This window comes from Flavobacterium mesophilum, assembly GCF_039581405.1.
GTDB lineage: Bacteria > Bacteroidota > Bacteroidia > Flavobacteriales > Flavobacteriaceae > Flavobacterium.
Genome location: NZ_JBCPXZ010000008.1, coordinates 36,707 through 59,515, shown reverse-complemented (window position 1 = coordinate 59,515; position 22,809 = coordinate 36,707). Strand labels below are relative to the sequence as shown.

At 33.1% G+C, this 22,809-nt stretch carries 17 protein-coding genes; 15 read left to right on the top strand and 2 right to left on the bottom strand.

The annotated features are described in order from the left end of the window. The first annotated feature begins 56 nt into the window (after positions 1-56). The 14 genes from AAYQ19_RS20760 to AAYQ19_RS20695 all read left to right on the top strand — a co-directional run bounded on the left by AAYQ19_RS20760 (position 57) and on the right by AAYQ19_RS20695 (position 19,175). Positions 57-1,193: a BT3233 family polysaccharide utilization protein gene (locus AAYQ19_RS20760; protein ID WP_343538998.1), complete on the top strand. Its 1,137-nt coding sequence runs from the start codon at positions 57-59 to the stop codon at positions 1,191-1,193. A 36-nt stretch (positions 1,194-1,229) separates the two neighbouring features. Beyond that, the gene (locus AAYQ19_RS20755) at positions 1,230-3,323 is read left to right on the top strand and encodes a polysaccharide lyase 8 family protein (protein WP_343538996.1); all 2,094 of its coding nucleotides are present in this window, start codon (positions 1,230-1,232) and stop codon (positions 3,321-3,323) included. Positions 3,324-4,001: 678 nt separating this feature from the next. Further along, positions 4,002-5,327, top strand: a complete 1,326-nt coding sequence (locus AAYQ19_RS20750; protein ID WP_343538994.1) for a hypothetical protein — start codon at positions 4,002-4,004, stop codon at positions 5,325-5,327. After that, positions 5,324-6,220, top strand: coding sequence for a hypothetical protein (locus AAYQ19_RS20745; protein ID WP_343538992.1), 897 nt, complete (start codon positions 5,324-5,326; stop codon positions 6,218-6,220). Before AAYQ19_RS20750 ends, AAYQ19_RS20745 begins: the two co-directional genes overlap by 4 nt. A gap of 5 nt (positions 6,221-6,225) precedes the next feature. Next, a complete protein-coding gene (locus AAYQ19_RS20740) occupies positions 6,226-7,128 on the top strand; it encodes a hypothetical protein (protein ID WP_343538990.1) in 903 nt (300 codons plus the stop codon). 11 nt (positions 7,129-7,139) lie between these two features. Further along, positions 7,140-8,222: a hypothetical protein gene (locus AAYQ19_RS20735; protein WP_343538988.1), complete on the top strand. Its 1,083-nt coding sequence runs from the start codon at positions 7,140-7,142 to the stop codon at positions 8,220-8,222. 41 nt (positions 8,223-8,263) lie between these two features. Continuing rightward, a complete protein-coding gene (locus AAYQ19_RS20730) occupies positions 8,264-8,713 on the top strand; it encodes a T9SS type A sorting domain-containing protein (protein WP_343538986.1) in 450 nt (149 codons plus the stop codon). Positions 8,714-8,718: 5 nt separating this feature from the next. Beyond that, positions 8,719-15,333, top strand: coding sequence for an FG-GAP-like repeat-containing protein (locus tag AAYQ19_RS20725; RefSeq protein WP_343538985.1), 6,615 nt, complete (start codon positions 8,719-8,721; stop codon positions 15,331-15,333). A 21-nt stretch (positions 15,334-15,354) separates the two neighbouring features. Then, the gene (locus AAYQ19_RS20720) at positions 15,355-15,729 is read left to right on the top strand and encodes a hypothetical protein (protein ID WP_343538983.1); all 375 of its coding nucleotides are present in this window, start codon (positions 15,355-15,357) and stop codon (positions 15,727-15,729) included. Between the two features lie 327 nt (positions 15,730-16,056). Then, entirely contained in the window at positions 16,057-16,752 is a 696-nt protein-coding gene (locus AAYQ19_RS20715; RefSeq protein WP_343538981.1) for a hypothetical protein, read from the top strand. 8 nt (positions 16,753-16,760) lie between these two features. Further along, positions 16,761-17,126, top strand: coding sequence for an SMI1/KNR4 family protein (locus AAYQ19_RS20710; protein ID WP_343538979.1), 366 nt, complete (start codon positions 16,761-16,763; stop codon positions 17,124-17,126). A 250-nt stretch (positions 17,127-17,376) separates the two neighbouring features. After that, positions 17,377-17,856, top strand: a complete 480-nt coding sequence (locus tag AAYQ19_RS20705; protein ID WP_343538978.1) for a hypothetical protein — start codon at positions 17,377-17,379, stop codon at positions 17,854-17,856. Positions 17,857-17,861: 5 nt separating this feature from the next. Further along, the gene (locus AAYQ19_RS20700) at positions 17,862-18,332 is read left to right on the top strand and encodes a helix-turn-helix transcriptional regulator (RefSeq protein WP_044048381.1); all 471 of its coding nucleotides are present in this window, start codon (positions 17,862-17,864) and stop codon (positions 18,330-18,332) included. A 165-nt stretch (positions 18,333-18,497) separates the two neighbouring features. After that, on the top strand, positions 18,498-19,175 hold the full coding sequence (locus AAYQ19_RS20695; RefSeq protein WP_343538974.1) for an IS1 family transposase: 678 nt from the start codon (positions 18,498-18,500) through the stop codon (positions 19,173-19,175). Between the two features lie 346 nt (positions 19,176-19,521). Here the strand turns inward: AAYQ19_RS20695 and AAYQ19_RS20690 are convergent, their stop codons facing one another. Continuing rightward, positions 19,522-20,160: a suppressor of fused domain protein gene (locus AAYQ19_RS20690; protein WP_343538973.1), complete on the bottom strand. Its 639-nt coding sequence runs from the start codon at positions 20,158-20,160 to the stop codon at positions 19,522-19,524. A gap of 20 nt (positions 20,161-20,180) precedes the next feature. Then, a complete protein-coding gene (locus AAYQ19_RS20685; RefSeq protein ID WP_343538972.1) occupies positions 20,181-20,828 on the bottom strand; it encodes a hypothetical protein in 648 nt (215 codons plus the stop codon). Between the two features lie 780 nt (positions 20,829-21,608). Between AAYQ19_RS20685 and AAYQ19_RS20680 the strand changes: the two genes are divergently transcribed. Then, the gene (locus tag AAYQ19_RS20680) at positions 21,609-22,769 is read left to right on the top strand and encodes an IS3 family transposase (RefSeq protein ID WP_343538971.1); all 1,161 of its coding nucleotides are present in this window, start codon (positions 21,609-21,611) and stop codon (positions 22,767-22,769) included. Positions 22,770-22,809: the final 40 nt, after the last annotated feature.

Below are 22,809 nucleotides of genomic sequence, written 5' to 3'. Positions count from 1 at the left end.
TATATCTTTCTAGAAATATTGGCAGATTTTTTTTTAAGATTAAATCCATTATTAGAATGAAAAATTTAAAATATCTGTACTTGCTTCTTACTGTATTTCCTTCATTGCTTTTCGCTCAATCGAAAGCAATTATCGAAATTCAGAACACTTCTGATTTAGAAAGAAAAGAAGCTGTCGTATCAATCGAATGGAAAGCAATTTTATCCCATTTTCCGAAAATTGATACTACAAATTTTGTTGTGGTGAATCCGGCAACCAAAAAGCAAATTCCATTTCAGTTCGAACATAAAGGAAAATCAGGAATCCAAAATCTGCTTTTACAATTGAATATAAAAGCAAAAAGTACAGTTCGTTTTTCTATACAAAAAGGCAAACCGGAATCATTTGCAGTTAAGACTTTTGCCCGATATGTTCCAGAAAGAATGGATGATTTTGCTTGGGAAAATGACAAAATCGCCTTTAGAGCCTATGGAAAAGCACTTGAAAAGACAAGAGATGATGCGTATGGGCTAGATGTTTGGGTAAAACGCACCGATAAAATGGTAATAAACGAGCGATACAAAACTGGCGAATATCATGCTGATCATGGAAACGGTTTGGATTATTACAAAGTCGGATTCACATTAGGTGCAGGTAGCATGGCGCCGTATATAAAAGACAGCGTTTATTATTCGGGAAATTACCATCGCTGGAAATTACTCGATAATGGACCATTGCGCTCTACATTTCAATTGGAATACGATGCTTGGGATGCAGCAGGAACTAAAGTGTCATGCGTGAAAACCATTTCATTAGATGCCGGTTCACAACTTAACCGAATCGAAAATGTTTATACTTATTCAGATAACAAAGCAATGCCAGTAGCAGTTGGAATAAGCAAAAGACCTGAAAATGGAGTTCTTTTATTGAATGAGCAAAAAGGAATTTTAGGCTATTGGGAACCAAAACATGGCGATGATGGAACTACCGGAGTGGGCAGTATCTTGATTACTCCGGTAAAAAATATGTTGGTTGAAAAAGAGCAATTATTAGCTGAAACCGAAACAAAAAATAACGAAACAATTGTTTATTATACAGGAGCAGTTTGGGACAAGACAGGAAAAATTACAAATTCAGCTCAATGGTTTGACTACTTGAATCATTTTTCAGAAGAATTGAAAAATCCGTTGGTTGTTAACGTAAAGGCACTTTAGTATTTAAAGCTGCCCAAATAATTGCAATTTTTTACAATGAAAAAATTAATATCCTCTCTTATATGCTTTATGACTTTGCTTCAATTTCAAATCGTTTCTGCACAACAGGATGAATTTGAAATTGTCACAAGAAATATTGCAAACCATTTAAAGCAGACAACTAAAGTCACAACTAATGATGTATTAAAACTGAAGCAGACACAAAAGCCTGACGGAAGTTGGAGCGATATTGATTATGGAAGTTCGGTAATAACTTTATGGCAACCTATTACGCATTTACAGCGAATCAAAAATTACGCTATTGCAATGAATAACGAGCCTAACAATAAATTCAACGAACAGATAGTCACTGGACTTCAGTATTGGTTGAAGACGGCTCCTAAAAGTAAAAATTGGTGGTACAATGATATTGCTACACCACTTGCTATTGGTGAAATTCTAGTGCTTTTGGATGAAACAAAATTTGTTTATCCAAAAGAATGCAAAGATTCGCTATTGGAATCAATGAAACGCGGCGATCCTTACAAAGAAAAAGGAGCCAATAAGCTCGATATTGCAATGCATTATTTATACAGAGCATGTGCATCCAAAGATGAGAAGTTGATGGATTCGGCAGTGAATCAATTATTTGCTCCTATTGAGTTTTCAACTTTAGAAGGTCTGCAACATGATTATTCTTATTTTCAGCACGGAAAGCAATTGTATTTGGCAGGATATGGAGCAGTTTTTTTAATGGGAGAATATAAAGCAGCTTCGGCTGTTAGGAACACAAAATTTGCCCTCAGCAATGAAAAGCAAAAACTGTTGCATACCTATTTGACACAAACTTTTTTGCGAGCCATTAGAGGGCGTTATAGTGATTTTAATATTGAAGGAAGAAGCATATCCAGACCTGATATTTTGGACAAAAAGAATGCAATTCCAGACGGATATGCCGAAAATATGCTACAAATATTAGCTATTGCCAAAAGCATAAATCCATCAGATGTTACAGAAATCGAAAATGCAATAAAGCGAATCAACGAAGTTCGACCTGTATCATTCGGAATAGAATCTTTTCATAAACAGTTTTATTGTGCTGATTATACACTGCATCAGAGAAAAAATTATGCCTTCAATGTCAGAACGGTTTCGTCGAGAACAAAAAGAACAGAAACGGGCAATGGAGAAAATTTATTTGGACAATTTTTAGCCGATGGCGCGACGAATATTCAGCGCACCGGAGACGAATACTACAATATAATGCCTTTATGGGAATGGGATAAAATACCAGGTATCACAAGTAGGGATTATGTAGATAACCTTCCTGCAACAATTGAATGGGGAGAAAACGGAAGTACTGATTTTGTTGGTGGTGTCAGTGATGGAAAGTACGGATGTACAGTTTATGATATGAATTACAATGATGTACAAGCAAAAAAAGCTTGTTTTTTTTTCGATAAAGAGATTGTTTGTTTGGGTGCGGGAATCAACAGCAAAGCAGAAGAAAACATAACAACGACGCTGAATCAATGCTGGTTGAAAGGCGAAGTGAAAATTGGAAATAACAAATTATTATTAGCTGAAACTGAAAAATTAGAAAATCCGTCATGGATTTGGCATGACAGAATTGGATATTGCTTTTTGCAAAATACAAAAGCGACAGTTAGCGCAAATACTCAAAAAGGAAGCTGGAAATACATCAATAAAGGATATAGCGATGTAACTATTGAAGGAAAAGTGTTTAAGCTATTTATTGATCATGGGTCGAAACCTGTAAATGAGAGTTATGCGTATTGCGTATTGCCTGATATTTCGTTTAAAAAAATGAATAAAAGTGCAGTTAATATTGATATTGTAGCAAACAATAATGATATTCAAGCTGCAGCCAATAATGAGCTGAAAATGTTACAGATTTGTTTTTATAAACCTCAGACTTTGGTTTACAAACAGTTGAAAATAACAGTTGATCAACCTTGTTTGCTTTTTATCAAAAATATTGGCAAAAACCAGCCAGAAGTTTGGGTTTCCGATCCCTCTCAAAAATTATCAGAAATAACTGTTTCAGTAGAAGTAAACAATAAAACCGCAACTAAAAAAATAAGATTGCCTGATAATGAAAATAAAGGAAAATCAGTATTAATGAATTAATTTTTGATCCCTTAAATTGCTTTGTAAAAGTATGTGGATAAAAAATTATGTTAACTACTTTCCGATGCAGAAATTAGCAGTCTTGCGTTTGCTGGGGTTGACAGATGTCGAGGTACAAATAAGGTACTAATACGAACAAAATATTACAAAATAACACAAATAAATTTCAGTCATTATTTCCATTGAAAAGTAACTTAAATTAATTTGTTATAACTTCTTTCTAAGAACACATTAACCAAGTGGTTGAAACAAATGTATAAAATTTAAAATATATAAACAGTTGCTTATATATTTTAAGGTTGTTCCTAATTCCTTGGAAGATAGTTTACATACTATTTTGCTGGACTTAAATATTTTTTCTTTTCAAGAATATTTTTAAGAGACAATTATATTTTTCAAAGTATTCTAATTCTATCTTTACCTCTTGCAATAATTATTTTGCATCTTAAATTTAAACATCATTTATAGTAATTAAGATTAAAAAATATTTTTAATTATTAATTTGTTGTTTATGAGCTTGTTGTGTATTGTTCCTCCTGCTTAAATATTGCTAAATATTGTAAAATGAGGAAAACCGTAAAAAAAACATTATATCCTTTCGTTTATTTGATCTCGAATTTTAACTAAGCATTAACATCTGTTGAGATAGTAATAAATAAGAAGAATAAGCGATCAGTTATGAAAAAAAATATTTTACTATTTATATTATTTATTGCACAAATCAATTTTGCGCAAAATACTTTTCCTCCCAACGGAAATGTTGGGATTGGAACATTATCACCAACATCCAAATTAGATGTTTTAGGTACTATAAAAAGTTTTGAAACAACTCCATTGGGCTCGCCATTAAATTCATCACAATTAATAAATGAAATTTGTGGTAATTGTGGAGCTAATAGACTTTATAATAGATCGTGGTTGCTTAGAGATAACGCATTAAGTGCAGATTGGTCGACAGCTAGATTGCATGACGGAATATCAGTAGATGTGAGTTTTCAAGTCCCTCAAAATAATACTAGGACTTGGTGGGAGAGAGATCCTTGGGATAACATTCAAGCATGGGGTGATGGAGCTAATACCTATTTTACAATCAATAGCGGTAAAATTGGAATAGGCACAGCATTGCCCGAATCTAAATTGTCAATTTATTCTACCTATGCTGATGGATGGAACTCAGGCATTGAATTAAACCGTGAAGATGGAGGGAAAGGTTGGATAGTAGTTGATTCGGAAGGAATGAAACTAAGAACTCCAATAGATGGAGATGGATTTTATTTTAGAGATAATGACAATAACACTTCACTAATGATAGCTGATGGAGGTAATGTTGGTATTGGCATAAGCAATCCTGCTGTTAAATTGGAAGTTGTAGGAAATGAAACAACAAGTTTTGAAGCAGCAGGATTCTATAATGTAAAAAATTATGGAAATGCAAATGATAAATCAGAGACCAGAATAAATCTTGGTAAAATTGAGGGAAGCAATAGACAAGCGATGGGAGCAATTGGAGCATTCCCTACAAATAATACTGACTCTTCAAATGGTATTCTTGCATTTTATACAAGAGAAGGCCAATCAGTTTTGGAAAGATTAAGAGTGGTAGCGAATGGGAATATAGGAATTGGAACAAAAAATCCTTTAAACAAACTGGATGTCAACGGAACAATCCACTCGAAAGAAGTCAAAGTAGACATGAACGGCTGGTCTGATTTTGTATTCAAAAAAGATTACACTTTGCCTACACTTCAAGAAGTCGAAAAACATATTTCCGAAAAAGGACATTTGGAGAATATTCCGTCAGAAGAAGAAGTACTAAAAAATGGAATTAATTTGGGAGAAATGAATTCAAAGCTTCTTCAAAAGATTGAGGAATTGACTTTATATGTGATCGAGCAAAATAAAAAACTACAAAATCAAGAAAAAGAGATTATTAAACTAAATGAAGATAATGCAGATTTAGTAGAAATAAGAAAACGTTTAAACAAAATAGAAAGCAAGTTATGAGACAAATAAAACTTATATTAATAGTCTGGTCATTTTTTTGTACTAGCTCCATATTTGGACAATCCAATAGTTATCCACCAATTGGAGATGTAACGATACGTAATTACTCACCTTTAATAAATTTGCAACGACTCGAAAACGTAGGAGGTTTTATAGCTGGAATTCAAACAAAATTATTGGATGGGACTAATAGTTGGTATTTTGGAAATTTACAATCGGACACTTGGGTTGTAAGTAAAGGTGATTATACAAATCCAAAATTAGCTATTTTAAATAGTGGAAATGTAGGAATTGGAACAACTGTTCCAGCTGCAAAACTTACAATAAATGCAGATGCAAATAGCAACACAAATTCAATACTTATTTACAATAATAATGTCGTCGCTGATTCATTTACAGCTATAGGTTCATACTTCGCTAATGGAAATGGAAATGTAAATTCACAGGTGCGATTTGGAAATGAAGAAGTGGCCAATTCAAAATCATATTTAGCATTTGCAACTGGAACAGCAGGAACGGCACTAGAAAGAATAAGAATAAATAGTATTGGTAATGTTGGTATTGGCATAACAAATCCACAAAACAAACTAGACGTCAACGGCACCATCCATTCCAAAGAAGTAAAAGTAGATATGAACGGCTGGTCAGATTTTGTATTTAAAAAAGAATATGACTTGCCTACACTTCAAGAAGTCGAAAAACATATTGCTGAAAGAGGACATTTAGAGAATATTCCATCTGAGGAAGAAGTCTTGAAAAATGGAATTAATTTAGGAGAAATGAATGCTAAACTATTGCAGAAAATTGAAGAATTGACTTTGTATATTATTCAAATTCAAAAAGAAAACGAAAGACAAAACAAAAGAATACAATATTTAGAATCAGTTAAATAATAGAAATGAAAAAAATTACTTTATTATTGTTATTGCTAATACAATACAGTTTTGCTCAAAATACTTTTCCAGTTCCTTCTGGAAATGTTGGAATTGGAACTAATACCCCGACAGTGCCACTAGATGTTATTGGAACTGTGAAGATACAATCATCAAATGGTAATTATAATGAAAATTTAAGATTACTCCCATCTCTTTCTGGTGATTATTCATCGATAGCATTGGGTGCTATAAATGGTACTTCAGGAACCGGAATTGGTCAATGGAATATCATAAGATATCCTGCTTCAAACAATTATATGTTTAGTTTAAGATATAACTCGTCAGATTTTTTAAATATTCTAAGTAACGGAAATGTTGGAATTGGCGAATTGAATCCTCAGGCTAAATTAGTTTTAAAAGATAGCAATCAGGCTATAAGCTTCTTAGTAAATCAAAGACTAGCAGGCTCCTGGCCGCCGGTTAGCGATTTGACCACAATGACAATACAATCATCTGGAACAGATTCAGGAAACATTGCCTTCGCTATTGGCAATAATGAAGTAATGAGAATTCAAAAAAGTGGTAATGTGGGAATTGGCGTAACAAATCCTTCAAATAAATTAGACGTCAACGGCACAATTCACTCCAAAGAAGTAAAAGTCGATATGAACGGCTGGTCAGATTTTGTATTTAAAAAAGAATATGACTTGCCTACACTTCAAGAAGTCGAAAAACATATTGCTGAAAGAGGACATTTAGAGAATATTCCATCTGAAGAAGAAGTCTTGAAAAATGGAATTAATTTAGGAGAAATGAATTCAAAGCTTCTTCAAAAGATTGAGGAATTGACACTATACATGATTTTGCAAAACAAGATGATAACAGATTTAAAAGAGGAGCTTAATATAATAAAATCAAAACTATAAATTTATTACTAATGAAAATCAGATTAACAATTTTTGCCATTTTAGCATTTTATTCAATAGCAAATGCGCAAATATATACACCAAGTGGTGTAATTTCGGGCACTTCATCTAATAGTAATATTGGAATCGGAACAAGTAATCCTTCAGCAAAATTGACAATCCAAGCAGGCCCCGACGGATACCCAACACCTTTAAAAGCTATCAGTATCATCGGACCAAATTCACCAGCAAATTCAAATTCAGCTCAAGAATTAAGCTGGGATTTTTCTTCAGCTGGATCAGCAAGTATAAGAAGTTATAGAGGTGGAAGTTGGGATACCTACATGCAGTTTTTAACCAATAGTGAGTTAGGAGGAAATTTCCCTCAGGTAAGAATACACATCAATCAAGATGGTAATATTGGTATTGGTACTACGACGCCAGCATCAAAACTTGATGTAGTTGGTACAATAAAAAGTTATGAGCCAAGTGCTTTAAGTTCTGTACTCAATTCTTTCCAATTAATAAATGAAAGAAGTGGTAACGTTGGAAATATAATTAAAAATAGATTATGGACTTATAGGGATGGAACGATTGATAGTTGGCTTAATTCCAGAATTCATGATGGTATTTCCGTCGATGAATCTTTCAAGACACCGAAGGTCGATACAAGAACTTGGTGGGAAAGGGATCCTTATGACAATATTCAATCTTGGGGAAATGCATCGGAGACTTACTTTACAATAAATAAAGGAAATATAGGTATCGGTATAATAAATCCAAACAACAAACTAGACGTCAACGGCACAATCCACTCCAAAGAAGTAAAAGTCGACATGAATGGTTGGTCTGATTTTGTGTTCACAAAAGATTATACTTTGCCTACACTTCAAGAAGTCGAAAAACATATTGCGGAAAAAGGTCACTTGGAGAATATTCCTAGTGAGGAAGAAGTTTTGAAAAGTGGAATTAATCTAGGAGAAATGAATTCCAAACTTCTTCAAAAAATTGAAGAATTGACTCTTTATGCAATCGAACAGCAAAAAAACACCCAAAAACTTACTCAAATCATCGAAGAACTGACCAAACGATTAGAAGCAGTTGAAAAGCGATAATTCAACGCGTAAATCAATAGCTCGAAAAACAAATTAAACCTATGAAAAAAATAATTACTCTATTATTGTTTGGAGTTTGTCTTCTGTCAAACGCCCAGCAAAAAATAACTTTCGGATATGACGCAGCAGGAAACCAATGGACACGCACTTTATGCTTGAGTGGTTGCACTTCGAAGCCCACTAAAGCAGTAAAAGAAATAGAAGCATTGGCTGAGGAGGATATGCTTAAATTTTCTGAAGAGGATGTCTTTTCATATTATCCGAATCCGGTCAAAGAGGAGCTGTATCTGAAATGGCAGCTTAAGGATGAGAATTATGTAAGATCAATCCAGATTTTTACTGTGTCAGGACAATTGCTTAGGACCTATCAGCTTGGCAAAAGTAAAGAAAGCCAAAATGTCCCATTTCAGGAATTTCCATCTGGAATTTATCTAGTAATGCTGAATTATAATGTGGGCGATCAAAAATCTATTAAAATTATCAAACAATAAGCTGCATGAAGAAGTTTTACATTTTTATATTTATTCTGACAAGTCATTTTTTGTTTTCTCAGAATTTTACTGATACAAAAGGAGAACTGCAGATTTCATCTTCAGGTACTGCAACTTATACATTGCCTATTGCAACTCCGCCAAGTATAAAAAATGTTGCGCCAGCAATTAATCTTACTTATAATAGTGGCGTTAGGTGGGGAATAGCAGGACAGGGATGGAATATCACTAGTATTTCTACCATTAGCCGTATTGCCACAAGGAGAGATATTGATGGCTTTGTCGATGGTGTCGATTTTGACGATAATGACAAGCTGGCATTGGACGGCCAAAGGCTTTTGATAAAAACCGGAACCTATTGGGCGAGCGGTTCTACATATGAAACCGAATACAAAAGCAACACAAAAATCGAGTTGAAAATTGAGGGAACAACCACTTATTTTATAGTAACTGCTCCTGATGGATCAAGAAGTTGGTACGGATCCGTAGGTAATGGAACTTTACAGAATTCGATATCGGAGACTGCTTGGTATATTGTACGTTATGAAGATGCAAATGGCAATTTTATCAATTATGAATATGATTCAACCGGAAAAATACATGTAAGATTTATTTTATTTAGTGGTAATACTGCGGCAGGAATATCAAATCAAAATAAAATTGAATTTAAGTATAATGATGCAAAACGTTCGGAACGCCAGTATATAAAAGGAAATGCGGTTGATTCAGAGTATATTTTAAAAAGCATTATTGTTTATAGCAATAATGCAGCTTATCGAACGTATGAACTAACCCAAGTTGCAGATGCTCAACTTGGTTATGAAAGAGTAGAGTCTATAAAGGAGATAAATGGACAAGGAGAGCCGGCAAATCCTGTTTCCTTTAAATATTCACCTAGTCCTACAGATCAGGAAAGAAAAGAAAAAACATATTCTAATAATCTTGATTTCGATAAATTTGATGTACAAGGTGATTTTGATGGAGATGGTCGAATAGATTTTGCCGTTAAAAATCAGTTGTATACAAATTTATTTAATGGAAGTTCTGGTAGCGCACCTATCACAATGCCCGTTTCTACTTCATCAGGGAAATCTTTTGCAGCCACAACTTTGACTAACAATAAATTGAATCAGTTCAATACAATTATTAATGCAGAGGTTGATCTTAATTCAGTAACTTTTAAGTATTTTGATTTAATAGGTGGAGCTGTAAATCAAGTGTATGCAAAAACAGTTCCCATTCCTAATATTGTATATAACGATGTACAATGCACGACAGGCGGAGGTGGAGGAGAAGAGCAGAGCCGAAGCGTTGCGGCGACTGCCTCCGCCAACGAATATCCTGAAGCAGTTAATCTTAACAACCAATATTTGGAGGGCGATTTTAATGGTGATGGTATTTCCGATGTTATCGTAATGCAGTATCATCAAATTGACCATTATGGCATGGACGGACCATGTACTGGGCCTCATGGAGAAGCACTAAATTGTAATTGTATACAAAAGGAGTCAACGATTGGGAATTGTACAGAAAATGCTTATTTTGTAAATTTATCTCCCAATGCGTCAACGATTTTAAATACTAATGATTTAGCTCAACTGACAAATTTTAACTATTGTAAAGATTTAGAATATATAGATACGGCGGACTTCAATGGGGACGGGAAAACCGACATTATAATTATTAATAAAAATACTAAAGCATATCGTATTTTGGGGATTAAGCAGTTGCAAAATGCTCCTTGGAATGATATAGAAATTATTGGGACAGGAATTTTATCTGCATATTCTCCAACAAAACAAATTCTTTTAGGGGATTTTAACGGTGACGGGAAAACCGATATTATGTTGCCGGATTCTGAAGGGGGAGAAGGCCAGACCTTGTGGCAGATTTATTTTAGTAATCTTAATCCTATTGCGGGGACATTTTTCAAAAATGTTAGCTATTATATAGTTGAATACCGTCCGGATACGAGTAAGGAACCCGTCGGATATGCGACACAAATTCATTATAGTAATTATTTTGCAATTGATATTAATGGTGACGGAAAATCAGATCTTGTTCGTGTTTGGCGAAAATATTACAGTCCATCTTCATTCTTTGATCCTAAGAATCATAATACACAATGGCAGATAACAGGTTTTGCTAATAACATTGGAAATCGCGCAAGTCGAGGATTTGATCAGACTTACGACTCTGGTTTGTTTGATTCCGCTTCACCAGATATTCCAATTCCAATTGTATCCAATTACAGATATAAAGATTCAAATACTGATATTGTGTTAGTTAGAGGACATTATAACAAAATCGAGTATTATCAGTTTAACAAAAATGTAGAAACAGAGAGCAGGCTTGTTGAAGTATCTGAAGCTAATGGAAATATAAAACAGAATATTGAATATAAGTCAATGCAGGCTATTGATGGTGGTACAGGTAATGCTGCAACTGATTTTTATTCTTCAGAAAATGCCGTAACATATCCAAATGTTGATATTATTCGTGATTATAAAAGTTATTTTGTTTCTAAATTAACAGAAACAATCAATGGCATTTCTAAATATCAGGATTTTAGATACAGAAGTTATATTTTTAATTTTATTTATGGTAGTGTTGGTTTTACCCGGGCAACAAGAAGTAATTGGTATTTGTCGTCCTCAAGTACAAAAATATGGAATACCCAATTTAATGATCCAAATTTGAGAGGAACAAATACTATTGAATGGAATAGTACTGATGAAAATACTGTGTTTAATAGTACACCAACAGGCCTTCTGAGTACTAGAACAAATGAGTTTGCAAATAATACAGTCGGAGGGAACCAGCCATGGAATACATATCAAAGTGATATTAATATTACTGATCCAGTTGCTTCAAATCAAAATTTCATTGCAAATAATTCCATTACCGCCTCATCTGCTGTAAATGACAATCTGAATGTTAATTATCAGTCATCACAGGTTGTGTTGAAGCCAGGCTTCAGTGTGAAGGGAACAAGCGGAAGCAGTTTCAGAGCTTATTCTTTAGTGCCTGCAGGAACTGCAACGCCAACAAATAGCAGTGTATTTAATATACTGCTCACAAAACAGACTATGATCGATCACTTGGCAGATACTAAAATCGAAACAACTTTTACCTATGACGGAACAGTTCAGAGCACGAACTATTTTGGGTTGGAAACCAATAGGATAACCAAGACATTTAGTGGAACTGCATTGCAAGGAACAACCATTATTGACTCAGAGTATGACAATAATGCTTCTGGAACTGGAAGTAACTACTATGTAGGAAGACCAAAAAAAATAAAGAGGTCTACCAATATTTATAGTGGAGATACACGTACGTCCGAAGATGTATATACTTACGGTGGTCCAAATTTGATTAAAGCGGAAAAGAAAGGTCATAATACGTACGCTATTGTAGAAGAAATGTCCTATGATGAAGTTGGAAACATATTGATTAAAACTGTAAGCGCGCCCGGAGCTCCGACTGTTCTTCCATCACGTACAATAAGGGACGAATATGAAACTACCAAACGTTTTGTTGTTAAGAAAACAGATTATCAAAATTTTGTTACCAATTTTGAATATACTTCACTTGGTCAGGTGAAGAAGTCAACAGATTATATGAGTATAGTAAATGATTTCACCTATGATAACTGGGGTAAATTATTGACTACAACTACAACGAATTCTTCACTCGTACCGATTGTTGCTACTAATGTCTATACTAAACTGTCGACGGGGGGATATACCTTGACAACAACGGACAATTTAGAAGCAAAAACAATTACTGAATATGATGTTTTGGGAAGAACAGTAAAAAACTCGACAAAGGGGTTTGCTGCAAATTCCATAATCTCAAAACAAATAGTTTATGATGCCTTAGGACGAATAGAAAAAGAAAGCGAGCCTTATTTTTCGACACCAAGCTTATGGACCAGCTATGAATATGATTATTTAATGAGGCCAAAAACAATTACGGCTTCAACACAGAAAATCCAAAATATTACTTATTCCGGTTTGACGACCACCATTGATGATGACGGAAAAACCACGAAGACTACTATGGATGCATTAGGAAATAAAATTCAAGTAGAAGACCCAGGAGGAACGATCAAATTTACTTATTTTGCTAATGGTCAATTACAAGAATCAGATTACCAAGGTCACAAAGTGCAAATGGGTATAGACGGCTGGGGAAATAAAATTAGCATGTTCAACTCAAACGCAGGGACTTATTCTTATAGTTATGATGCATATGGACAGCTGAAAACAGAAACAACTCCTAATGGAACGACATCTTTAACATATGACTCAGCAGGGAGGCTAACTGAAAAATCTATTGTTGGAACCAATAACAATACAAATAGCAAGACTACTTATGCCTATAACGGACTGAACCAAATGACAAGTAATACTTTTGCAGATAATTTAGAATCCAAAATAATTACAAATAGTTATGAATATGACAATCTTAAAAGATTGTCTAAAACGACTGAAACTACTCCTTACGCGGTTTTTGTAAAAGAACTTGCTTTTGATTCGCTCGGAAGACTTGACAAAGAGACATCAACTGCAACTGAAATTGCATCGGGAAAGAAAAGTACAAGAACTATTAAAAGTAAATACCAGAACGGTTTTCCGTGGCAAATGGTTGACGATGTCACACAGCAGGTACTTTGGCAGACCAATTCAGCAGACGAGAGAGGACAACTTACAAGTGCAAGTTTAGGAAATGGTATTGCAATAAACCAATCATTCGACCCGTATGGATATGCCACTCAGTTTAAATTTGACAGAACAGGAGCTAATCCGGGTAATGTGATGACATTGACGACTGCTTTTGAAGCCAAAAGAGGGAATTTGAAGAATAGAACCAATAACTTATTCAACTGGAATGAAACTCCGGGTTATAATGGAGTAGATCAGTTATTGACCTACAATAACGCTCAAGGCCAGCAAGAAACACAAGCTTATGATGAAAAAGGAAAAATTACTCAAAATAGCATAGGTACCTATGAATATGATGGAACAAAAACTTATCAGAATACTGCCATTACATTAAGTTCAAATGCTTTAGCTTATTATCAAAACAGAGGTACGGGTGCGAACTCTGCGCCAAAACTGAATTTAGATATTAGTTATAATGCCTTCAAAAGCCCATTTTCGATTAAAGAAAAAGGACGTGACGGTAATTACATTGATAACATTAGTTTTACTTACAATGACAATAATCACCGCAGTGCAATGTTTTATGGAGGACCACAGGATAATAAGTTGCTTCGCCCCTCTCGTAAATATTATTCAGCTGACGGGACAATGGAAATAAAACAAAATATTACAACTGGTGACTTAGAATTTTTGACCTACATTGGTGGCGATGGTTATGATGCACCAATAGTTTCAAAAAGCAATGGAACTGTTCAGAATTATCTATATTTACACCGCGATTATCAGGGCAGTATTATGGCCATTACTGATGCAAATGCAAATATAGTGGAGAAGCGACTATTTGACGCTTGGGGAAGTATTTTGAAAGTACAGGATGGTAATGGTAATTTACTATCAGGATTGACCGTATTAGATAGAGGATATACTGGGCATGAGCATTTGCAGAGTGTAGGACTCATTAATATGAACGCTAGGTTATACGATCCAATACTTCACAGATTTTTGCAGATAGACAACTATATACAAAATCCGGAGGATACACAAAGTTACAACCAATACGGATATGTACTGAATAATCCGTTGAAATATACGGACCCAAGCGGAAATATTTGTGAAGGATGTGGCGGCATGCCAGGAGTGGACGGTGGCGGTGGTACAGAGTTTGACGGAAAGCAGTTTTGGCGAGATACCGGAATGAAAGAATGGTGGAGGAATAATGTTAGAATGAGAAGTATTGGAAGTGGTTTTGATTGGGCAGGCCAAAATTTCAAATCTTTTGGGGACAATATTTCTTCATTATTTAGAAAAAGTATTAAAAGTCCTGGAACACCATTCAGTTTTAAGGGAGCCAATTATACTTTTAACGCAAGTAGGAATTTGTCAATGACTGGTGCTGGAGTTTTAAGTGCTGAAGCAGTTAAATGGTCAATTTCTTTTACGTCTCCTGTATCAGCGACTTCAGTGGGAGTGGGGGCACTTCCATTGTTTTTTGTTGGTGATGGAAGAGCTGCACATGTCGAAGATTGGTATTTTAAAAAGTTTGCAAGTGAAGGAAAATACATGCGAATAGCTCCGTGGGCTGATTCAAGTGAAGATATTGTAGATGATATTATAAAAAGAAATAATAGTTCTGGATATTATATTCATTACACCAGCATTGAATCCGCTTATAAAATTAGCAAAACAAAAGTTCTTCTTCCTAACAAAAGTAATAAAGTTTACGTAACTCATGCATTAATGACTCCGGCTGAGGCAGCTCAGATCTTATTTTTAAATCAAAAAACGCATGTAAATAGAGGTAACGCGGTGATAATTATGAAATTGAATAATTATCAACAAGCAGGATTAGAGTCAAATGGTTCAGATGTTTTCGAATTATATTATACAGGACAACTAAGACCAGAAAGTATAATTTATTCAGGTCCAAATCCATTTGGAGGAAAGCGATAAATAAAAAAATAATAAAAAATTATGGTAGAAAATAAAGTGAAGCTATATACATTAATAAAGCTTATAAGCTATGTTAAATTTGAAAGTAAAGAATTTGAAAGTAAAGAATTTGCTGCTAGTCCTATCGTTGGAGAAATTTTGTCAGATTTACTGTTGCAATTTAATTCATCTGTAGGAAAAGAGTTTTCATTTATGATTGAACCTGAAAACAGATTTGAAAAAAGTTTAATAAATTCAATAAAAAGGCATCTAGGACATACCAGTGAATGGGATGAAATGAATATTGAAAATAAAAAAGAATATATTATTGACTTAGCTTCTCCATATATAATAGGAGAAGAAAAAATAGAATTTTTAATAAACTTCAAAAATACAGAGTCCGACAATTTTGGATAAATCTGATTCGTGAAGCAATTATTACGCACTGGATTTATGGGGTAGAGTATTTTTATAATATGATTGCCTCGCTCCTCTACAAAGATTTCTTAAATTAGAAAAGCTGCGCAAATGTCTCTGACTTTGCGTAGCTTTTTATTTTTTTTTAGTAAAGAATCCTCTTAAAAGTCTCCTGACTTTAAATGTTATTTTTCAAAACAGATTATTTTTATTTGGAATTGGAATATAATTTTTTAAGATTGATTTTGTTTTGAAATACGATTGATTAAAAAAGTAAAACTTTGAAATTGTTGATTTCATACTCAGAAATTTATAGATCCTGATGGAATGGAAGCTTCTACTTTTTTCCATAGTAAATTTTTAAATGAAAATGGAGGACATTGGAGTGACCAATATAAAAGTGATAGTAATAACAATAGCTCTGAAGATAGTTCAAACGAAAATAGTACTGAAAATATATCTAGTGATAATGGAATTGACCCTTCGAAAAATAAAAAGAAAGTTGACCCACAATCGAAAGAAGAACAAGCAAAATATCAAAAAGATATTCAGAATTTAAATTCTAATTTAAGCCCAGTACTTACATTTTTAATTAATTTTATTACGTTAACCGTAGGAGGCGAAAGCAGTGAGGCAAAAAGTGCATATGAGGAAAGTCTTATTGTAGCTGAAAAAGCGGCTGAAGCTGAAAAAGCGGCTGCTCAAATAAAAACTGTTGAAGAAGGTTCTTTTTCTGTTATTGATTGGAAAGGATATCCTCAAGGAGGGGTTAAGCCAGAAGGACCTTTCAGATTACTAGAGGGAGCTGAATATACAGCAGCAAGAAATTCGGCTAATATTAAAAATGCCGCTTTACGTAGAGCAAACCCTGAAGCTTTGAAAGGTTTGCAGATACATGAAATACATCCTGTGAAATTTGGAGGTAGTCCCACGGACATGTTAAACAAAACTTTTTTGACACCTAAACAACATAGTGCCTACACTAATTATTGGAATAGCTTAATGCGAAATATTAAAAAATAAAAAATAAGATGAAAAATATAGATAAAAATTCTGCTCCAACTTCAGAAGAAGTTGAAATCTTTTTAAAGCAAGTTAACTTTATTTTGCCTGAAGGTTTTATAGCCTTTTTTAAAGAAGCAAATGGCGCCGATATAAGTACCGATGAAAAATTTGTTGTGTTGTGGGAATTAACTGATATGATTGAGCTTAATTTGGATTATAATGTGGAAGAATATGCTCCCGAATTTTTTATTTTTGGCTCAGATGGTGGAGATACTGCTTTTGCAATAGAAAAAAGTACAGGCGACATTTACGAAATGCCATTTATTGGAATGTCAAAAGAAGAAGCAATTTTTTTAAATAAGACTTTTATGGAGTTCATTGACAAAATATAGGTTCATCAACTTAAATTTTGTAACCCGCTCTCTGAGGAGTTCAACTGAAAAGCTGCGCAAATGTCTCCGACTTTGCGCATTTTTTTTCAGAGAAATGTATAGCTGATAAAAACTTTTCTGACTGCTTTTAGGGTCTCAAACACAGATTTTTGCGGACCCCGCTAAGAAAGAAGAGAAAAAACAATCTTCTGATGAAGGTCAAGCAGGACCAAATCCAGATGCAGTGGGTCAACCTGGAACATTAGAAAGTATGATTCCAATATGGGGATCTGGAAGAGCGGCAATTGATCATTTTCAAAATGGTAACTATTGGCGAGGCACTTTTTATAAAGCAATGGCAATTTCGGATGTGTTTTTGGTAAAATCTATATTTACAGGACTTGCTAAAGTAGGATTAAAAATTGCAGGAAGCAGCTCGTGGACTGCTACTCGTAAATACTATTTAGAAAAGGGATTTGCAAAGCCATATCAACCTCTGCATCATTGGCTCATACAACAAAATGGGAGAATTGGTAAATTTGTACCAAATATGATTAAAAATCAAATGTGGAATTTAAAACCTTTTGCGACTGCAAGTATGCATATGAGAGCAGGACATGGATATAATTATCTTGGTGAACAAGGCTTTAATTTTTATTCAACAAAATATTATGCTCTAAGATACGGAGAGACAACAATGATTATTCCTCCTGTGGGCGGTGAAAAATTAATTACAGAGTTTTTAAATTAATGGATATGAAAAATAAAGAAATTCAAATTAGTGATATTTGGAATGACAAGAAAAAAGCTGACTTAAAAGAGATTATTAAATCACATTCTTCCACACAATCCAAAGAACAGATATTAAAGAATCAATTGCTTTCTATTCAGTTTAAATTGGAAGATTATATTCAGAGTGAGAATGAAACGCAGATTTTAAAAATTCTCGATTTTGTTAAGATGTATTTGAAAGCGCTTAATCTTTCTAAGAAAACATTAGCTGCTCACTTTGAAATGCGAGACAGCAACCTTCATAAGTATCTGTCAGGAGAAAGAAAATTGAATGCACAGCTTGCATTAAAGTTAAGTACTTTTTCACATACTAAACCAGACCAATGGTTTAGAGTTGAATTAAAAAATGAAATGATTCAATTAAAAAAAGAAGAATCTGCGAATATTGAAGTGTATAAAAAATATGATTACCGTAATTTATTAGAAGCAGTTTAAAATTTTCCGTAAAGTTGTTAAAAAGGGGTAATGTATCAGATGTGTTGGTGGTTAATTATTGTATCTAACATTTACAGAAAATCAGATATTTATATTAATATCGCATAAAAATTAAAACAGCCTTTGGGCTGTTTTTTTATTTTATAATGCCTTAAATCGAAAAAAATGAGCTCAAACCAGACTAGGTGTTACAGATGTGTTGGTGATATTCGAAAGATGATAAAGTATGGAAAGACAAAATCTGGAAATCAAAGATATATTTGCAGAGCATGCGGAAAAACTAGAGTTGAAAATTATGCATATCTGGCTTATAAAGGAGATATAACCCAGAATATTATCCAATTAACCAAAGAAGGTTTAGGGATAAGGAGCACTGCAAGAATACTGAAAATATCGGCCACAACATTATTGAAAAGAATTGTCTGCATTGCGAGAAATATAACCAGACCAATTGTTAGCAGAGGCAAAACTTATGAAGTAGATGAGCTGTGCACTTATATCAGACACAAGAAAAATTATATCTGGCTGGTTTATGCATTGGAAAAGAATTCTAAAAGTGTGGTTAGTTTTAATGTAGGCAAACGAACTAATAAAACTCTGAATCGTGTTTTGGAAACTCTGAAATTGGCAGAAGCAAAAAAGATATTTACAGACAGATTAAAAAACTACAAGTATCTGATTAATGAGAAAATGCATTCAGTAAAGCGTTTTGGAACTAATCATATTGAAAGGAAGAATTTGACGCTCAGAACCCATTTGAAAAGACTCAACAGACGTACAATCTGTTTCAGCAGAAGTTTAGCTGTTTTTAATGCTGTTTTGAAGATTTATTTTTGGATTTGAATAGGCGTAAAGAATTTTGCTGCTAAAATTTTGACCTGACAGGATTCGAATCATTTTGTCCAGCAAATACTGTATTTATGTATTTTACTTAATGGAAATAAATTTTATCGAACCATAAAAAAGCCTGAGAAATCAATATTTATCAGGCTTTACATTTTTTCTTGTAGCCCTAACGGGACAATTGTCGAACCATTTTGACAATGATCTAAAGAAATTAAGTTCGATAAAGTTTTATATTTAACCTTTAGATTTAGATTCCCAATACTATTCAAGAAGTGGCTAAATCGAATTAAATACAAGTAAAAATTAAAGGCTAATTATAAGATAATTGTAGTTTATTAGATTCTTATTTACACACATTTTTTCGCCCAATTTCCACTATTTCTTCAATTCCAAATTTGTCAAAATGTTCAAGTAAAGCATATGCTCCATTTTTTTTCTTGAATTCTAGCTCTTCTTTGTAGAGAGGGATTAATGTGTAAATGTCAACTACTTTTTCATTTTCTAATTGAATTTGAGTAAAATCGTCTGACAATTCCATAGAATGCGCCAGCATTACAGAATTGAATCCAACACCTTCGGCAAATTCATCATCTTCTTCATACCCAAAAGTATGCCCAAAACCAAACCAAGTTTTGTTTTCATGAGGTGACATCATTATTTCCTTCATAATTCTAATAGGCCAGTAGTTTTTTTCATCACTAAAAGAATCATATTCTAAATTCCATTCCTTTGGTAATAATATCATTATTTCGACATATTCTGATGATTCAGTATCTTTTGGAACATCCATTGGTAAGGCACTCATCCCACAGCTTAATAAAATATGATATGGTCTGTCCTGGTTTGCTTTTATGAAAAAGATATCTCTATGAATTATTTCTGATTCTATTTCATCAAATACAACAATATCTTCATTTTCGTCAAAAAAATGATCTAAATGATTATCAACAATTTCAACACTATTAGGGACTTTTTTATTCATGTTCTTTTTTTGTATACTATTTAACTAATTTTCAATGTTTCATCAAAAGCAATTTTGCGAATTTCTAAATTCCCAGGCGCGCCAAATTTCTTCATATAATCCCATTTTGCTTTCTTGTCAATTTTAATTGGTTTTGTTTTATCACTTAGAGGATAAATTCGCATGTTTGTACAATCGAAAAAAGTATTTTCATAAATTTCAAAGTCTAAGCAAGGAAATTTTTTATTCAAATTGTATCCTATATCCCATAAATAAAGTACTTCGTTTTTATTAAGTTCAATAATATACAAATCACTTTCATCTTCATATTCTGGTGCTATAGCAATTCTTTCAGCAGAAATTCTGCAAGTACGAACTACACCTTTATTTATTATTTCATTAAGTTGATTCAATATAATTTTATGCTCTTTTGTCAATTTATAAATTTCATAAGGCATAAATGCAATAAATGAAAATGCAAAAACTCCAAGAGTTCCAAAGAGGAATGTCCAGAAACTCTCAGGTATTTTAATCGCAACATAAGCGCATCCGATTCCTATTACACCAGCAATGATTAAATGAGAAAATTTTATTTTTCTGTTCGCCATTTTTTCATTTTGTGCAACTAGTTTTTTAAATAATTTTAATTCAGCAGGATAAAAAGCTCTGGGACTAAAAGTGATTTCCATATATATTAAGCTATAACTGAAAAAAAGCTTATTTAATTATCAGTTTATGAAGTGCTAATATAATTTATTTCTCACAAGATTTGCATATAAATTTATAGATGGACTGTAGGCTTTATGTTTGTAAATCTTGACATGAAATTATTAGCTTCTTTCTTCTAAAAATGATTGGTAAATAGGTTCGAATCCCATCAGGTCAACCTAAAAGGATTGATGAATCATTATGTTTTTGTAGGTTAAAGTTTTGTTATTGATAAAAAAGACATAAAAAAAAGACCGATCTTTTTTAAAGATCGGTCTTTTACCTTGTAGCAGGAACAGGACTCGAACCATTTATTTATGTCAGAAAAAATATGGTAGCTAAAGTGGAAGTGTAAAATGAAAATGTAGACAGATTTTGTTACAATATGTTTTGTACCCATATTGTATTTCGAAAAGTTTATTATTTGTTATTAAGCAATATGATAATTTCGGGGATCTGAATTAGTGAAACATAAAATCAACTAATTTTATGATATCGTCCATTCAATTTCTTTACATTTTTTTTTCATTTCCGGATATTATTAATCCAAAAAAAATGTTTCCTAGCTTCTTTAGGATATGAATTCCTGTACAAAAAACAAGCGAGTTAATTATTATAAAAAAATGTAAATTGAGTTTTACCAATCGGATTTATGATTTGCATTAAGAAGAGCAGAAATAAAATCAATAGATTGGAAATCAAACCGATTAAGCAATTTATTATCTAGGTTGTAGTTATTGACATATAAGTTGAATCTGACCATGATAGAAATGAGAAAAAAATATGATCGAATTTTTAAAGAGAATGCAGTAATCTTAAGCTATGAGAAAAGTAACCTTAAAGAGTTCGCGGCAGAGCTTGGAATATCGCCTAGCTTATTGAGCAGGTGGCGTCAAGTATATGAAAAATTTGGCGCTGGGAGTTTTCATGGTAGTGGCCATGCACGAGTGCACCCTGAAGACAGACTATATTATGATCTAAAAAAAAAATTTGAAGATTCTAAACTTAGATTTGAGATCTTAAAAAATGCAACTATTTATCTTCATCAAGAAAATTCAGTAATCTATCAGTTCATAAAAGAAAACGAACATAAGTATTCTGTATTAAAAATGTGTCAAGTTTTAGAAGTGGGCTATGGCAGATATCATAGATGGAAAAAGAATGGAATTTCATTAAAAAAACAATACATAGATTCATTAAAAAAAGATATTACTTCAATATTTTTCAGATTTAAAAAATATTATGGAAGAAACAAAATTACAAAAGAGCTCCACAAAAGAGGATATAAGATTTCAGAAAGACAAGTTTCCTTTTATATGATGCAATTAGGATTAAAAAAAATAATCAAAGGAAAATTTAAGGTAACAACAGATTCTACTCATAATAATTATACTGCTCCGAATATCTTAAATCGGCAGTTTAGAGTAAACGAGCCTTCTAAAGTATGGGTATCGGATATTACCTATATTCAAACGATCAGAGGTTTTTTATACCTGACCATTATTATGGATTTGTTTGACAGGAAAATAGTTGGTTGGAGCATTAGCTGTAGGCTTTTCCCAAAAACGACGACGATAGATGCTTGGAATATGGCTGTAAAAAACAGAAATGTTCCAAACGGATTGATATTTCACTCCGACCGGGGAGTCCAATATACCAGCAAAGCTTTTATAGCCGAACTTAATTCTTATAATTGCACTAGAAGTATGAGCCGAAAAGGTAGTAGTATTGATAATGCTGTTGCTGAGAGTTTTTTCAATTCATTGAAAAGAGAATTGATAAATAGAAAAAGCAAACTGATTAGCCAAAAAAAAATGAAAATAGAAATATTTGAATTCATAGAGAATTGGTATAACAAAAACAGAATACATTCTGCACTGAATTTTAAGACTATAGAGCAATTTAATAAAAGCTGCAAATGATGAAAGGTTTAATAAGTCTTCATATTAATTACTTAAATGG

What these genes read in the sequence shown, in the direction of transcription:
- AAYQ19_RS20740 (WP_343538990.1), top strand. Translation starts at nt 6,226, where the DNA reads ATGAAAAAAATTACTTTATTATTGTTATTGCTAATACAATACAGTTTT.
- AAYQ19_RS20730 (WP_343538986.1), top strand. Translation starts at nt 8,264, where the DNA reads ATGAAAAAAATAATTACTCTATTATTGTTTGGAGTTTGTCTTCTGTCA.
- AAYQ19_RS20745 (WP_343538992.1), top strand. Translation starts at nt 5,324, where the DNA reads ATGAGACAAATAAAACTTATATTAATAGTCTGGTCATTTTTTTGTACT.
- AAYQ19_RS20710 (WP_343538979.1), top strand. Translation starts at nt 16,761, where the DNA reads ATGAAAAATATAGATAAAAATTCTGCTCCAACTTCAGAAGAAGTTGAA.
- AAYQ19_RS20705 (WP_343538978.1), top strand. Translation starts at nt 17,377, where the DNA reads ATGATTCCAATATGGGGATCTGGAAGAGCGGCAATTGATCATTTTCAA.
- AAYQ19_RS20735 (WP_343538988.1), top strand. Translation starts at nt 7,140, where the DNA reads ATGAAAATCAGATTAACAATTTTTGCCATTTTAGCATTTTATTCAATA.
- AAYQ19_RS20680 (WP_343538971.1), top strand. Translation starts at nt 21,609, where the DNA reads ATGATAGAAATGAGAAAAAAATATGATCGAATTTTTAAAGAGAATGCA.
- AAYQ19_RS20760 (WP_343538998.1), top strand. Translation starts at nt 57, where the DNA reads ATGAAAAATTTAAAATATCTGTACTTGCTTCTTACTGTATTTCCTTCA.
- AAYQ19_RS20720 (WP_343538983.1), top strand. Translation starts at nt 15,355, where the DNA reads ATGGTAGAAAATAAAGTGAAGCTATATACATTAATAAAGCTTATAAGC.
- AAYQ19_RS20755 (WP_343538996.1), top strand. Translation starts at nt 1,230, where the DNA reads ATGAAAAAATTAATATCCTCTCTTATATGCTTTATGACTTTGCTTCAA.
- AAYQ19_RS20700 (WP_044048381.1), top strand. Translation starts at nt 17,862, where the DNA reads ATGAAAAATAAAGAAATTCAAATTAGTGATATTTGGAATGACAAGAAA.
- AAYQ19_RS20750 (WP_343538994.1), top strand. Translation starts at nt 4,002, where the DNA reads ATGAAAAAAAATATTTTACTATTTATATTATTTATTGCACAAATCAAT.
- AAYQ19_RS20685 (WP_343538972.1), bottom strand. Translation starts at nt 20,828, where the DNA reads ATGGAAATCACTTTTAGTCCCAGAGCTTTTTATCCTGCTGAATTAAAA.
- AAYQ19_RS20695 (WP_343538974.1), top strand. Translation starts at nt 18,498, where the DNA reads ATGAGCTCAAACCAGACTAGGTGTTACAGATGTGTTGGTGATATTCGA.
- AAYQ19_RS20725 (WP_343538985.1), top strand. Translation starts at nt 8,719, where the DNA reads ATGAAGAAGTTTTACATTTTTATATTTATTCTGACAAGTCATTTTTTG.
- AAYQ19_RS20690 (WP_343538973.1), bottom strand. Translation starts at nt 20,160, where the DNA reads ATGAATAAAAAAGTCCCTAATAGTGTTGAAATTGTTGATAATCATTTA.
- AAYQ19_RS20715 (WP_343538981.1), top strand. Translation starts at nt 16,057, where the DNA reads ATGGAAGCTTCTACTTTTTTCCATAGTAAATTTTTAAATGAAAATGGA.